Source organism: Paenibacillus sp. JNUCC 34, from assembly GCF_058269055.1.
In genome coordinates, this window is record NZ_CM177770.1 from 405,422 (window position 1) to 419,432 (window position 14,011).

A 14,011-nucleotide genomic window follows, 5' to 3' on the forward strand; every position below is an offset into this window, starting at 1 on the left:
TATGACAGCAGGCATTGGCATTGTGTCTTTGAATGTGGGCAAGCCTATAACCGTCGATTATCTCGGTAAAGCCTTGTCGACAGGCATCTACAAGCAGCCGGTTCAAGGGCCGCTGTTTTTGGGTTCTGTTAAATTTGCCGGAGACGGACAGGCTGATCTTGTGAATCACGGAGGTCCGGATAAGGCGGTGTGTGTGTATCCTTTTGAACACTATGCCTACTGGGAGGAAGTTTTGGGGAAGAAGATGGAACATGCATCGTTTGGTGAAAATCTGACGGTAAGAGGCTTGTTGGAAGACGCTGTCTGTATCGGGGATGTGTTTAAGGTCGGAGATGCAGTCGTGCAGGTGAGCCAGCCGCGCTATCCTTGCTTCAAGCTCTCTCAGAAGCACGGAGTAAAGGATATGCCTGCTCAGGTTCTGGCAACGGGCTACAGCGGGTTTTATTTGCGGGTGCTGGAAGAGGGGCATGTGTCCGCGGACTCGCGGCTTGAGCAGCTGGAATCCCATCCCGCACAGGTGACCGTTCTTGAGGTTCTAAAGCTGCTAACGAACGGAAGACAGGATGAAGCGGGACTGCGGCGGATGGTGGAAATTGAGGCATTGGCCGAAAAAGTACGTCACAGGTTCGAGGACTGGATCGAAAAGCTGCAATAGCAGTGGTACAGGGATAGGCATACCAGAATCTCCGGGTAGGAGGGCTAAGGTATGCTTATTTTGTTCGTTGATAATAAAAAGTAAAAAGCCGCCCTTCGGCCGGATCGCGGAAGAAGGACGGTTTCGGTAAACAAGTTAAGTAGAATTCATGATGATTACGGGGTAATTGCAGATGAAGGCCTTTTTCAGCATAGAAGCACTTTGCTACCTCATCCGCTTCCATTCGCTTTGAATCATGCCGTATACCGCATGATTGACAAATCCCTGCGGAAGCTTCTCCGCCTCACGGATAATGCCTTCCAGGACGAATCCGAGTCGTTCCGGAATGGCTCGGCTGCGGCGGTTGGTCGTAGCACAGCGGATTTCCACGCGGTTCAGACCCATGCGCATCAGGGCATGATCGGTTAAAGCCCGGCAGGCGCTTGTCATAAGACCTTGTCCTTGAAACTGCTTATCCAGCCAATAGCCGATGCCGACCGATCGGTTATGCCAATCGATCTCGTGAAACGATATCGTTCCTGTTAGCTCTTCACGTACCCAAATGCCAGCGGAGAATCCGCCGTTATCCGCAGCCTGCTTCATGGCTCCCTTGATATAGTTGGCGCTATGGTCCACTTCCGTAACGGAATCCACCCATGGAAGCCATTGGCGCAGACGGTCACGTGACCGGTCCGTAAGTTCAAAGAGGGCGCGTGCATGCTCAGGTACAAGCGGCCGCAATTCCACATGATCATCCAAGGCATAGGTAAACATAATACAACTCCTTTATCTCTAAGAATGGGGGAAGCTCAGCTCAGCGCGCAGGCTTCACTTGTTGTTCGAGGGCGTAGATATCCTCCTCCAAGGAGACCATCCGCTGGGTGACCAACAGTCTGCAGTCTTCCAGAGCATGGTTATATATGTATGGACTGATTCGACCCATAAAAAACTCCAGCATGTTGTCCGCTGCCAGATGCCCGAGAGATTCACCACGTTCTTTTTCAAAATATTCCTGAATCTGCTCGATGATTAGCTCGCGCTGCTCTTTCGGAAATTTCATCGGTTTCATCGGTTGAACGGACCTCCTTTTCGCTATTTTCTTCCATGCTACCCTATTAAAAAGTCCTAGTCAAAGCTGTTTTTATCAATTGGCATACATGTTCTTTTCCGCTCAACTGTCTTTCGGAACAGGATTACGGCCTGTCAGCTATCAAGACGCTTTAATCCCTGCAGATTCCTTGAACAATCGGGGCGTAACGGGTATATTTAAGAGAAACGCGTTTATACAGGAATAGAGAGAATAAACAGGATGAAAGGTTGATTAACGTGGAGAACCAACCAGTAACACCCTCTAACTTTATAAAAAATGTCATTACCGAAGACCTTAAATCCGGTAAAGTGAAAGAAATTGTTACCCGCTTCCCGCCGGAACCGAATGGCTACCTTCATATCGGCCATGCGAAGGCGATCTGGATCAATTTCACGTTGGCGGATGAGTTCGGCGGTAAAACGAATCTTCGTTTTGATGATACGAATCCGGTCAAGGAAGATGTGGAATACGTCAATTCCATCAAGGAAGATGTGAAGTGGCTCGGCTACGACTGGGAACAGCTGCGATTTGCTTCGGATTATTTTGATGAGATGTACAGTCGCGCTGTCTTGCTGATCAAAAAAGGAAAGGCATACGTGGATGATCAGTCTGCAGAGGAAATCCGTGCGAACCGTGGCACGTTGACCGAGCCAGGACAGAACAGTCCATATCGTGACCGCAGTGTGGAAGAGAATCTGGACTTGTTTGAACGGATGCGTGCCGGAGAGTTCGCCAATGGAGAACGTGTTCTCCGTGCCAAAATCGATATGTCCTCACCGAACATCAACTTCCGCGATCCGGTTATTTATCGTATTTCGCATGCGCACCATCACAATACCGGGGACAAATGGTGCATTTACCCGATGTATGCTTTTGCACACCCGCTTGAGGATGCGATTGAGGGTGTAACGCACTCCCTTTGTTCGCTAGAATTTGAGGATCAGCGTCCGTTCTATGATTGGATTATCGCTGAATGCGAAATGCCAAGCACTCCGCACCAGTATGAATTCGGCCGTTTGAATGTAGCTCAGACGGTAACGAGCAAGCGGAAACTCAAGCAGCTTGTTGACGAGAAGTATGTGGATGGCTGGGACGATCCGCGCATGCCAACGATTTCTGGTCTTCGCCGTCTCGGATATACACCGGATGCGATCCGTAATTTTGTGTACGAGACAGGGATTTCCAAAGCATATGGCCAAATAGACCGCCAAGTTCTGGAGCATTTTATCCGTGAGGATCTCAAGCTGAAGGCACCGCGCACGATGGCTGTACTTGATCCGCTTAAAGTTGTGATCACCAACTATCCGGAAGGACAGGTGGAATGGCTTGAGGCAGAGAACAACACCGAAAACCCGGAAATGGGTGTACGTCAAATTCCATTCTCCCGTGAGATATATATTGAACAAGAAGATTTTATGGAGAATCCGCCGAACAAATACTTCCGCTTGTTTCCGGGTAATGAGGTTCGCCTGAAGCATGCCTACTTCATTAAATGCAATGAGTTTATTAAGGACGAGAATGGTAAAGTTATTGAGATTCATTGCACATACGATCCGGAGACAAAGAGTGGAACCGGATTTACGGGCCGCAAGGTAAAGGGTACGATCCACTGGGTGGAAGCTACTCAGGCTGTCCCTGCTGAATTCCGCCTGTATGAGCCGCTCATCAAGGATGAGGAGCCGGAGGAGGAAATGGAGCAAGAAGTGGCAGGAGATATCTCCGAGGAAGCTGCTGAGACTATCGAAAAGACGTTCCTTGACTACGTGAACCCGAACTCTCTGCAGATTGTAAACGGCTTTGTGGAGCGGAACATGAAGGATGCCAAGTCGCAGGATAAATTCCAGTTCTTCCGTCATGGTTACTTTAATGTAGACTCTAAGTATTCTGAGCCAGGCCGTCCCGTATTTAATCGGGTTGTATCCCTGAAGAGCTCTTTCCAGCTGCCGAAATCCTAAACAGCTGATATATGATGTGGTTGAATTAGCAAGGCCCGGAAGTTCCCCATTGGGGCAAACTTCCGGGCCTTGTCCTATGTTCTCTTCATTTTATTCACTGGGTAGTGTCTCTTCCTGAATATCCTCATCAGCTTCAGTGGCAGACGTCAGATGGTATTCTTGCTTGCGCAGCATATACCACATCCATCCAAAACCAAGTGCACCTACCAACGCCAGCATCATGCCGATCTGGTACATGGTCTGGGCGCCGAAATTTTGAAACAGCCAGCCGCCGGCGATGCCGCCGATCACACCAGAAATCCCGCTCCAGGAAAGGGTGTAAATCGCTTGCCCCGAGGCGCGGTACGACCTTGGGACAAACAGCATGGTCAGCTGAGTCCCAACATAGAAATAACCGCCGAAGGTGATGCAGTGAAGGATCTGGATAAGGGCTACTTCCAGCGGAGTGGAGGCCTCAGCCATCAGCAACCAGCGAAGCGAGAAGAGCAGGCTTACAACGGTTAGACAGGCAATCATTACGTTGATCTTGCGCTTCAAGTAACGGTCACAGAGCAGGAAGACGACTACCTCGAATATGGAGGCGAAAAATATCGCTAATCCTACCGTCTGTTTGGTTCCTCCGAGATCCAGAATGTACAGGGACATAAATGTATTGTTCATCGTATTCGGAATAGAGACAATAATGCCGAGCAGAATGAACCAGACGAAATACGGATTCAAAAACAGCTTGCTGAGTCCACGGACATTTACTGTGGCAGAGGCGGTCGCCTTCGGGATATTCGGAAGGGACAGCATGAACACGGCGGCTATGACCAGCATAATGGAAAATACAATCGAAATCCGCCCTGATCCCAACCGCTCGATCACAGGTCCAGCCGCAACGGCTGTCAGTGCCCAACCAAGCGAGCCCCACATTCGGAACGAACCGAACTTGTGACGTGTACCTTCAATGTATCCAAGAATAAGCGAGTTTGTCTGCGAGAACATGGGTGTCTGGAAGAAATAAAAGAAAATCATCGACGTATAAATCATGGTGTATGTGTTCGCCTGAAAAACAAACTGGACAAGCAGTAAAGTTCCCGTCATCATGAAAATAAGGACACGTTTGATATTCTCGGCCCGGTCGCCCCAATACCCCCAAAATGGGTTGGCAAACACGGAGACGAAAGGGGCAATAGCCATCAGGCTACCGATTTCCACTTTGTCCATTCCGATATCTTGCAGATATAGTTGAAAGAACCCGGTGAATATAACCATGGTTCCATAGATGAAAAAGTTAAAGAGTTTCAGTGACTTTAATGATGATTGATCGTAGTTCATATCCCGCAAGTGGGTGTCATTCCTTTCAAACCGAGTGCAATACAGAGAAATGGCTTGAACAGCCGATTATCCTCTCTCAATGTATCACGCATTGAAAAGGGATACAAACCATCTTCTATGTTTTTACCCATTTTTTACTAATGTAATACAAGTGTAATATATGAGGGGAATTTCTTACATTACAGCTATAGGGGGAGAGCAGGGATGGAAAAACCCCAGATAAAACGGGCACTAGCGGTAGTTCCAGGCACGACGGGAATCGTATTGGCAGGCGGGTCTTCGCGGAGGATGGGGTGCGATAAGGCGATGCTGCCTGTAGGTGGGGTGGCATCCATAGAAAGGACAGCTCTAAGCCTTGGCGAAGTATGCGGTGAGGTGCTTCTTTCCCTGAATGATCCGAAACCGTATGGCTTTTTGGGATTGCGGTCTGTAAGGGATATATTTAGCGGGAAAGGGCCCATGGCAGGGCTCCACGCTTGTCTATCTGCTTCCCGCTCGGCCTGGAATGCAGTAGCGGCTTGTGATATGCCATTTGTTACCGCTGATATTATACAGATACTTTTGCGGATAGCCGCTGAAGATTCCTTGACACCAGAGTCAGGAATACGGGTCAGAACAATGGACCGCCATGATCGTCATGATGATGTTGCTCCGTGGGATGCCGTTGTTCCTGTTATGGATGGGAAGCCGCAGCCGCTCCTTGCCGTATACCACCTTGATGTCTGCACAAGTTTGGAATATCGCTTGCGCAGGAATGAGCTGCGCATGACGGATTGGTTAAGCGATTTGAACGTTCTTTACATTCCGGTGGAGGAGCTGGCCCGGCTGACGGGGATAGACGCCGCGAAGGGGCTGTTTAATATGAACCAGCCGGAGGATTATGAGATTGCTTGTGGTTGGGTTGAATGAGGATCATTAGAGAATGATCGTTAAAAGGGGAGAGAGAGAGATTGATTGAAGCGATTTTCCATGCGGTGCTGCTGGCTTTCGGGCTGATTTTGCCGCTAGGTGTGCAAAATATATTCATTTTTAATCAGGGAGCGGTGAACTCGCGTTTTATCCGTGCATTACCTGCCGTTCTAACGGCATCGGTATGCGATACACTGTTGATCTTCGCAGCGGTAGGCGGTGTTTCACTCGTTATTTTGAAGTTCGCTTGGCTCGAAACGACGATATACGCCGTGGGGGTTCTGTTTCTGCTCTACATGGGATTCAGTATCTGGAGATCCAAAGGCGGAGGAGGTGGACAATCCGATCCGCTGTCTGCCCGCAAGCAAGTACTTTATGCGGCGTCGGTGTCCCTTCTGAATCCGCATGCGATATTGGATACCATCGGCGTAATCGGGACGAGCTCACTCGCTTACGAAGGAATGACTAAATGGATATTCGCATTGACTGCGGCAATCGTTTCGTGGCTGTGGTTTCTAGGTTTGGCCTTGGCAGGCCGGATGCTGGGCAGAGTGGACACGACGGGCCGGAGCATTGCGGTACTGAATACCGTTTCGGCCTTGATCATTTGGCTACTGGCTCTCTATATGGCGCTGCAGTTATTCGGTGTTATTACATAAAGAAGCTCCGCAGTTGCGGAGCTTCTTTTGTTACCCGCCGATTTGCGACATGCGCCGGTTGGTCGGGGTATGACTTTGAGCTTTTTTTTCAAGAGCCAGGGCCATCTCGTGGTTTTGCGGTTTGCCGCCGAGTGCTTTGCGGAACAAGGAAGCCGTGGCTTCAGGATCGTGAGCAACGCGGCGGACATTCAATTCATCCGACCAGTACAGACACGCTTTAATATGTCCGTCAGCCGTTAGACGCAGCCTGTTGCAGGAGTCGCAAAAGTGGTCGCTTACCGGATGGATGAGTCCAAAAGTGCCTGCAGCACCCTGTATTTTCATATTACGAGAGGGGCCGTTGCCTGCAGGTCCCTGGTCATCTTGAAAGGTCCAGCCGGCTTCGTGGCACACATCCGTCACATGACTAAGCGGAATGTATGTTTTGCGCCATTCCTCTGAAGCCTGCCCGATCGGCATATATTCTATAAAGCGAACATGCAGCGGACGGTGAATCGTCATAGCTATAAAATCTTGTATCTCATCCTCATTAAAGCCGTTCATAAGTACCATGTTCAGCTTGATTGGATCAAGCCCGGCTTCATATGCGGCTTCGATGCCTTCAAGCACCTTCTGCACATCTCCACCCCGGGTAATCTTGGCATAGCGTTCTTTGTGCAGCGAATCAAGGCTGATATTGATCCGGGTAAGTCCTGCTTCTTTCAAAAGACGGGCCTTGGAAGACAACAGAAGCCCGTTTGTCGTAAGTGAAATATCTTGAATTCCTTCAATATCTGAAATCATGGCAACCAGTGACTCCAGATCTTTACGGACGAGTGGTTCACCGCCGGTTAGCCGTACTTTGGATACGCCCATAGGTGCGAGCACTCGCAGAACGGAAGCAATCTCTTCATAGCTCATGATCTCGTCATGCGGCTGAAACACCATGCCTTCTTCTGGCATGCAGTACACACATCGCAGATTACAGCGGTCCGTTACGGATATTCGGATATAGTCATGAATCCGCCCAAAGGAGTCCGTCAAAGGTTCAATCATCGGTTTCATCTATCGGAATCCCCTTTCCAGCTTGGCATGGTCACATTGTAGCGATTGCTGTAGCGGGAGTCAATGGAAGGGACGTTAAAAAATATTGAATTTTGAACAGTTAAATTTGTTGTAAAAGTCGGAGCGTGTGAACTGTATCACAGAAAACGTTTACAAGGTTCATTATACTGAGCTTACAGGCACATGCTTCTCCCCTGAAAAGTGTGCCGCTCATAGAATAGCTGAACCATCCAAGTGAAGATGGTAAGCATGTTTTCAAAATGATTTCCGAAATTTTCCGAAACTTTCGGAAATCATTTTTCATAAAATTACCCCATCCTAGAATCTTTTAAGATATAATGTGAAAGATATCAACATCCAACAAAGAGATCACCATTAGGAGGTTCGATATGACGATATCATCATCTGTTCGAACATTGGAGGTACCTGAAGTCTGTCACAGGTGGCTGGAAAATCGGGGGACGATTTATCAGCTGCTCACTGAATTTTTGGGCCACTGGCCTACACTGTCTTTAGTTGCACATTGGAGCCGCAGCAGCGGAATTGGTAAAGCGGCGGAGCTGACCCGCGGAGGACGCGAGCTCATGCAGTACTTGAGCGGTCGTTCACCGGAGGAACTCGTGCGAATTTGCGAACGGGAAGGCACAGAGTACAGCAGATTGCTGCAGCACTCGAAGCAGCGGCCGCTTGCAGAATCCCGTTATTCTCCTTATTCCTGTCGTGCGCAGGATCTATCTGACTTTTACGCTTCAGCTGGAACTGCCTTTAAGAAAGTCAGCGGAGAGCCTGACGATCATATTGCGATCGAGCTTGAATTTATGACCATACTGCATGATCGCATGCTGAACAGTGCATACTGCGAGGACAGCATGCTACGTTTGATAGATATACAGAAAAAATTTCTGGAAGAGCATCTACTCACCTGGATTCCAGCGATGTGCAGAGAGCTGAATGCTTCTACGACAAGCCCGCTTTACTTGGCAGTTTCGCGTTTGCTAGAAGAGTTCCTTGAATATGATTTGTCAATGCTCCGCACCTGGAAGCAGTCTTGTCTGGTAGCAGATGAGCCGGTCCGTGAAGTTGTGTTAGTGTAACAGAGAATAACGATCAGGGTATATATAAAGGCATGCTTTCCAGACGGAAGCATGCCTTTTTTCTATGGGGTGTAGAAGCAACGGCTTTTTGTTCTACACAAACACCAAAAAAGGAGCTGCCTTCGCAGGTCTAGTTCAGACCTTATGGAGGCAGCCCCTCTATGGAATGGAATGTTATTCTTTAAGCATTACGTTTAGTGACCGGTTTAATCTTCGATCCGCTTTTTGCGGAACTTCATCAGGAATTCATACACAATAGGTACAACGACCAGCGTAAGCAGTGTTGAGCTGATCAAGCCGCCGATAACGGTTATGCCGAGTCCGCGGGAAATGATGCCTGCACTGCTCTCCCATCCGAACACAAGCGGGAGCAGAGCGCCAATCGTGGCGAGTGCGGTCATGAGAATCGGACGAAGACGTGTCGCTCCGGCTTCAAGCAGCGCTTCACGAGTAGACAAGCCATCACGTTCCTTGTGAATAACACGGTCGATCAATACGATAGCATTTGTCACTACGATACCGATCAGCATGAGCACACCCATCAGTGAGGATACGTCCAGCGTTTCACCCGTAATGAGCAGGGCGATAATCACACCGATGACGATGAACGGAAGCGAGAATAGAATCGCAAACGGTGCGAGCGCACCACCGAAGGTGACAACGAGAACGAAGTACACGATAGCGATAGCTGCCAGCATAGCGAGCCCCAGCTGTCCGAAGGTGTCATTGATCTGTTCAGTAACCCCGCCGAAGCTAACAGATACACCCTCAGGAAGCTTCATCTCGTCCACTTTTGCCTGCAGGTTAGTGGAAGCAGAACCTACGTCGGTTGTAATCATATCTGCATTAACGGTAACGACCATCTTGCCGTCGATACGCATAATGGAGTCAGGTGATGTACCTTTTTCCACTTTTGCGACATCTTTGATCGGAATCTCCATTCCGAGCGGTGAAGTGATAGTTTCGTTTTGAATATCCTCGATACTCTTATATGTCTGACTGTCAGCTTCGATATACACTTTATATGATTTATTATCGATTTTCACTTCAGTCAATACCGGACGCTCATGAACCGGGCTGAGCTTCATAGCCAGTTGTCCGGCAGTCAGGCCGAGCGAGCTGAGTTTCTCCTGATCGGCTACCAGTGTGTACTGTTCATAGGCTTTAGACAAGCTGGTTTTTGCATTTTCAAAGTTGGCGGTGTCTTCTTTAGCCAGCTCCAAAATGTCTTCAGCTACAGGCTTGATCTGCTCCAGTGTATCACCAAAGACATTGACGGTAAGCTGGCTGCCACCAAAGCCACCCATGTCCATACTGGACCATTGGCCTTCCGGAACTTGTTTCTCCAGTCCTTCCACCAGATCTTTCTTTACATCCTCAAAGTTTTTCGTATCTGGATCATACATGACATAGAACAACCCCGAATTGGCTGAACCCATACCGAGTGGGTTGCTGCCGCCGATGGAATATTGCATGCTTTGGACTCCATCTTGACCGAGAATGTATTTCTCGGCTTCCAATGCACGCTGCTCCACATCTTCCAGACGGTCGCCTGGTTGAGGAGAGTAGGTAACCATCGCATATTTGTCCTCCTGTTCCGGCAGGAAGCTGACACCAACGAACTTGGTCAGGAACAAGCTGCCAACCAGAAGAACAATGGCAATTCCGAAGGTGATCAGTTTATGGTTCAGGGACCATCTCAGTACGGATTGATATCCGCGGGCAAGGGCGCCTGGTTTTTCATCATGATTATGCTTGTTCTTAAGTCCTTTGCGGAACATGGAGTGCGCCATTGCAGGCACGAGAGTGACCGCTACAACGAGAGAAGCGAGTAGGGCGAACACCATCGTCATGGCAAAAGGAATGAACAGTTCTCCAACCATGCCGCTGACAAGGACGAGCGGCAGGAACACTGCGATCGTAACAATCGTCGATGACAGGATAGGCGTAAACATTTCGCGGGTAGCCGCGCTAATGAGCTCACGACCTTTCAACTTCTCGCTTGAGAGCGACAATCGCCGGTAAATGTTCTCGATAACGACGATAGAGTCATCGACTACCCGGCCAATTGCAACCGTCATGGCACCGAGGGACATCATGTTCAATGTAATGTCCATTTGCTGCAGACAGAGCACGGCAATGAGCAGTGATAAAGGGATTGATATGATCGAGATGATGGTGGAACGGATGTTGCGCAGGAAGATCATAATGATGATCACGGCGAACAGCGCTCCGTATAAGGCTTTAAAGAGCATGGTATGAACGGAATCCTCGATCGGCTTGCCTTGATCCAGCATGATCGTCAGATCCATGCCCGGATATAGTTCCTTAAGTTCTTCTGCCTTGTCCTTGACGCGGTTAACAACATCCACCGTATTTGCGTCGTTTGCTTTAACGACTTGAACACCAATGGATTCTTTGCCGTTCGTCCGGGAAATGGATTCCGCTTTACCGATGACTTCAACATCGGCAATTTCACCCAACTTCACGGTAGGGATACCGAAGGAAGCGGGGGCATTAGGCATCCCGGCAGCTTCTGCTTGCGAAGAAGCGCTAGACGCTTGCTGGCCTGCAGCGGGTGATTGACCTGCATTTTGCCCGATAGAACCGGCATTCGCGCCACCGTCTGCTCCAGCAGCCGGTGTACCCCCAGCGGCAGGTGCTCCAGCTCCGGTAGCATTCGCGCCACCGCCCGGCATAACCGGAATAGCAATGTTTTTCAAATCATCGATGCCGATGATGCCGCCATCAACCGCGACGGCCTTTTGTGACTGTTCCATTTCGAACAGTCCGAGTGGTGCATACAGAGCAGAGCCTTGAACAATTCCTTTAACGGTATCTTCCGTAAGGCCGAGCTCATCCATTTTCTTCTGATTAAATTTCAGCTGTACTTCATTAACGAATTGACCGGAAACCTGAAGGGAAGCAACACCATCCAGATCTTCCAGCTTCGGTACGATATCGTTCTCAGTAATGCGTGTTAGCTCATCAAGAGATGTGCCTTCTTTATTCGCGATACTCAAGGATACGACCGGCATAGAGCTCATGCTAAACTTGGAAATCTGAGGTTTCTGCACACCATCCGGCAGCTTGACCTCGTTGAGTGCTTCCCGGACCGCTGCTGTAGCGTTATCCAGATCAGCGCCATAATTGAATTCGACCATAAGGTTGGACACATTCTCCATCGATGTGGAGGTGATCGTTTTAACCCCGTCCACATTCCGGAGCCGTGTTTCGAGCGGTTTGCTTACATCTTGTACTACGCCTTCAGGCGCTGCCCCAGGATAAATGGCCGTGACACTCAGGAAGGGAACATTGATGTTCGGTATGGTCTCCTGTTTCATGGTCATTCCGCTGTACAATCCACCGATAATAATAATGATTGTCAGCAGCCAGATGGCAAATTTGTTGCGAAGTGAGAAGTTAATAATTCCTTTCATAAGGCGGTTGTTTCTCCTCTCCAAAAAATCCCTTTTTGTCTATGAATCTACAGACTTTCCTGAATCCGTCCATCAGATGCAAGATAAAGGTCCAGGACGCTGTGGATTGTTGTTTTCAGTTCCCCGTACAGATCCTCCATGCCTTCAATCCCTTCAAGGTTCCGGAGCATGCCTTGCAGCACTATCCGACGGGGATGAAGTTCGAGCAGCTCCTTCTCCATCAGACTGAGTGAGTCCAGACCATCGCGCCGGACGTCTGGTTCCAGGGGGAGTTCTTTTAGCTGAACCTTCATCGACTTGATGACCACTAGAGGGTGACGTGAGAAGTGAGACTCCTCTGGAGGAATGCCATTAAGCCGTTCCCATGTCTCTATAGGTACAAGTGGATCTGGGCGCCTGCGCAGCAGGCTGTCTGTCACATCATCAAGCATGGCAACAAGGTGGTCCGCCAAAATACCGACATTCAGCGGCAGGCCCGGCATGAATAAAAACCGGATGTACGAGCCCAGCATGCCACCGACAAACATCCCGATTTCCATCGTGTAGGGAGTAATCTCATCGCCATACACGGAAGAAAGCTTATTTTTAAACCACAGCAGAGCTTTGCCCATTTCCTGATAAGCACATTGACGATCAAAAGGGGACTTTCCAGGTCCGGGATTCTCATGAAACTGCTTCAGCAAAAACTCGCGTACCTCCAGGAAATGCACCAGGAGCACCTCAGCTTGCTTGCGCAGCTGCTCCTTCGGTGCAAGTTGAGATTCCTGGTCTACTTTAACAACTTCATCCCGGATCCGGAGAGCAATATGTTCATAGATACTTTTCTCCAGTTCCTCTTTGGATTTAAAATGGAGATACAGGCTGCCCTTCGACATCCCGCATACTTCTGCAATCTCCTGCATGGAGGTCGCGGCAGACCCCTTAGTAGAAAACAGCTGCATGGCGGTCACCAAAATTTGTTTGCGTTTCTCCGCCGTCTTATCCGACAATCTGTCATTCACCTCGCTCAAGAACTATGTAGTTCTGTGATTGACCCATTGGTCAAAGATAATTATATATAAAAAAAACGACCGTTACAACTTCACGTAACGGTCGGCTTTTAAGAGATAAGAAAGTATAAACTACGGAGTAACGGCATCCTTATCTCGCAAGAAAAACTACCGCTAAACGCGGTCTGTCTTCATTTTTCTTGTCAACAATTAAGTGAGTACCTTTAAGCCTACCGCAGCGCACAGAATCATGGAAATAAACAGCACTCTGCGCCATTCTTTCGGCTCCCCGAATAGAAACATGCCGGTTACGGCACTGCCTACCGTCCCGATACCGGTCCATATTGCATATGCGGTTCCCATCGGAATTGCTGTCATCGCGTAGGACAGAAGAGAAAAGCTGCCGGCAAAGGAAGCAATCAATAGGGCCAGATACGCCCAACCTTTGCGCTGGGAAACGCCTTTAATCCCAATTACACCCGTGACCTCGAAAGTTCCGGCAAATATCAATGCGATCCAAGCCATTAGCTCGCCACCTCCTGATCTTGACCAGCTGAATCATCTGTTACAAGCTTAAGTCCAATAACGCCTGTCAGCAGAACGAGTATCAAAATGATTTTGATAGGTTTAAACGGTTCTCCGAATAGGAGCATTTCGGTAGTGACTGTCCCGGCAGTACCGATACCTGTAAAGACGGCGTAGACCGTTCCTACTGGAAGGCGTTTTGCTGATTCTATAATGAGATAAAAGCTTAAAATAATGGCAATCGCGGTACCCAGCCACTCCCATACACTATTGGAATGACTCAATCCTATAACCCAGATGATCTCAACCAATCCGGCGACTAATACGTATAACCAATTACGATTCATAATAG

The 14,011-nt window shown here is 48.9% G+C and carries 13 protein-coding genes; 5 read left to right on the forward strand and 8 right to left on the reverse strand.

From position 1 onward, the window contains the following. Position 1: 1 nt before the first annotated feature. The gene (locus AC2TF5_RS01795) at positions 2 to 655 is read left to right on the forward strand and encodes an MOSC domain-containing protein (RefSeq protein WP_491300588.1); all 654 of its coding nucleotides are present in this window, start codon (positions 2 to 4) and stop codon (positions 653 to 655) included. Between the two features lie 204 nt (positions 656 to 859). Here AC2TF5_RS01795 and AC2TF5_RS01800 read toward each other — a convergent pair whose 3' ends face one another. Both AC2TF5_RS01800 and AC2TF5_RS01805 read right to left on the reverse strand, forming a co-directional pair. Then, a complete protein-coding gene (locus tag AC2TF5_RS01800; RefSeq protein ID WP_208917423.1) occupies positions 860 to 1,408 on the reverse strand; it encodes a GNAT family N-acetyltransferase in 549 nt (182 codons plus the stop codon). 40 nt (positions 1,409 to 1,448) lie between these two features. Continuing rightward, positions 1,449 to 1,703 carry a DUF2164 domain-containing protein gene (locus tag AC2TF5_RS01805; protein WP_491300589.1) on the reverse strand — a complete coding sequence of 85 codons (255 nt, stop codon included), beginning with the start codon at positions 1,701 to 1,703 and terminating at the stop codon, positions 1,449 to 1,451. Positions 1,704 to 1,951: 248 nt separating this feature from the next. Here AC2TF5_RS01805 and AC2TF5_RS01810 point away from each other — a divergent pair, with 248 nt between their 5' ends. After that, positions 1,952 to 3,679 (forward strand): glutamine--tRNA ligase/YqeY domain fusion protein, encoded by a 1,728-nt coding sequence (locus AC2TF5_RS01810; RefSeq protein ID WP_491300590.1) that lies wholly within the window; start codon positions 1,952 to 1,954, stop codon positions 3,677 to 3,679. Positions 3,680 to 3,769: 90 nt separating this feature from the next. On the opposite strand, the gene AC2TF5_RS01815 is transcribed toward AC2TF5_RS01810, so the two are convergent. Beyond that, positions 3,770 to 4,999, reverse strand: coding sequence for an MFS transporter (locus AC2TF5_RS01815; protein ID WP_491302781.1), 1,230 nt, complete (start codon positions 4,997 to 4,999; stop codon positions 3,770 to 3,772). A 204-nt stretch (positions 5,000 to 5,203) separates the two neighbouring features. Here AC2TF5_RS01815 and mobA point away from each other — a divergent pair, with 204 nt between their 5' ends. Together mobA and AC2TF5_RS01825 are read left to right on the forward strand one after the other, a co-directional pair. Beyond that, positions 5,204 to 5,908 carry a molybdenum cofactor guanylyltransferase gene (gene mobA, locus AC2TF5_RS01820; RefSeq protein ID WP_491300591.1) on the forward strand — a complete coding sequence of 235 codons (705 nt, stop codon included), beginning with the start codon at positions 5,204 to 5,206 and terminating at the stop codon, positions 5,906 to 5,908. A gap of 41 nt (positions 5,909 to 5,949) precedes the next feature. Then, on the forward strand, positions 5,950 to 6,567 hold the full coding sequence (locus tag AC2TF5_RS01825) for a LysE/ArgO family amino acid transporter (RefSeq protein WP_491300592.1): 618 nt from the start codon (positions 5,950 to 5,952) through the stop codon (positions 6,565 to 6,567). Between the two features lie 30 nt (positions 6,568 to 6,597). On the opposite strand, the gene moaA is transcribed toward AC2TF5_RS01825, so the two are convergent. After that, on the reverse strand, positions 6,598 to 7,602 hold the full coding sequence (moaA, locus tag AC2TF5_RS01830) for a GTP 3',8-cyclase MoaA (protein WP_491302782.1): 1,005 nt from the start codon (positions 7,600 to 7,602) through the stop codon (positions 6,598 to 6,600). Between the two features lie 398 nt (positions 7,603 to 8,000). Between moaA and AC2TF5_RS01835 the strand changes: the two genes are divergently transcribed. Continuing rightward, complete coding sequence (locus tag AC2TF5_RS01835; RefSeq protein WP_491300593.1) at positions 8,001 to 8,705, forward strand: TorD/DmsD family molecular chaperone; 705 nt, start codon at positions 8,001 to 8,003, stop codon at positions 8,703 to 8,705. A gap of 206 nt (positions 8,706 to 8,911) precedes the next feature. On the opposite strand, the gene AC2TF5_RS01840 is transcribed toward AC2TF5_RS01835, so the two are convergent. The 4 genes from AC2TF5_RS01840 to AC2TF5_RS01855 form a co-directional block, all read right to left on the reverse strand. Continuing rightward, on the reverse strand, positions 8,912 to 12,145 hold the full coding sequence (locus AC2TF5_RS01840) for an efflux RND transporter permease subunit (protein ID WP_491300594.1): 3,234 nt from the start codon (positions 12,143 to 12,145) through the stop codon (positions 8,912 to 8,914). 47 nt (positions 12,146 to 12,192) lie between these two features. Then, a complete protein-coding gene (locus tag AC2TF5_RS01845) occupies positions 12,193 to 13,134 on the reverse strand; it encodes a TetR/AcrR family transcriptional regulator (protein WP_491300595.1) in 942 nt (313 codons plus the stop codon). A 210-nt stretch (positions 13,135 to 13,344) separates the two neighbouring features. Beyond that, positions 13,345 to 13,659, reverse strand: coding sequence for a DMT family transporter (locus AC2TF5_RS01850; RefSeq protein ID WP_491300596.1), 315 nt, complete (start codon positions 13,657 to 13,659; stop codon positions 13,345 to 13,347). Next, the gene (locus AC2TF5_RS01855) at positions 13,659 to 14,006 is read right to left on the reverse strand and encodes a DMT family transporter (protein ID WP_491300597.1); all 348 of its coding nucleotides are present in this window, start codon (positions 14,004 to 14,006) and stop codon (positions 13,659 to 13,661) included. Before AC2TF5_RS01855 ends, AC2TF5_RS01850 begins: the two co-directional genes overlap by 1 nt. Positions 14,007 to 14,011: the final 5 nt, after the last annotated feature.

What these genes read in the sequence shown, in the direction of transcription:
- AC2TF5_RS01850 (WP_491300596.1), bottom strand. Translation starts at nt 13,659, where the DNA reads ATGGCTTGGATCGCATTGATATTTGCCGGAACTTTCGAGGTCACGGGT.
- moaA (WP_491302782.1), bottom strand. Translation starts at nt 7,602, where the DNA reads ATGATTGAACCTTTGACGGACTCCTTTGGGCGGATTCATGACTATATC.
- AC2TF5_RS01815 (WP_491302781.1), bottom strand. Translation starts at nt 4,999, where the DNA reads ATGAACTACGATCAATCATCATTAAAGTCACTGAAACTCTTTAACTTT.
- AC2TF5_RS01805 (WP_491300589.1), bottom strand. Translation starts at nt 1,703, where the DNA reads ATGAAACCGATGAAATTTCCGAAAGAGCAGCGCGAGCTAATCATCGAG.
- mobA (WP_491300591.1), top strand. Translation starts at nt 5,204, where the DNA reads ATGGAAAAACCCCAGATAAAACGGGCACTAGCGGTAGTTCCAGGCACG.
- AC2TF5_RS01795 (WP_491300588.1), top strand. Translation starts at nt 2, where the DNA reads ATGACAGCAGGCATTGGCATTGTGTCTTTGAATGTGGGCAAGCCTATA.
- AC2TF5_RS01800 (WP_208917423.1), bottom strand. Translation starts at nt 1,408, where the DNA reads ATGTTTACCTATGCCTTGGATGATCATGTGGAATTGCGGCCGCTTGTA.
- AC2TF5_RS01855 (WP_491300597.1), bottom strand. Translation starts at nt 14,006, where the DNA reads ATGAATCGTAATTGGTTATACGTATTAGTCGCCGGATTGGTTGAGATC.
- AC2TF5_RS01835 (WP_491300593.1), top strand. Translation starts at nt 8,001, where the DNA reads ATGACGATATCATCATCTGTTCGAACATTGGAGGTACCTGAAGTCTGT.
- AC2TF5_RS01840 (WP_491300594.1), bottom strand. Translation starts at nt 12,145, where the DNA reads ATGAAAGGAATTATTAACTTCTCACTTCGCAACAAATTTGCCATCTGG.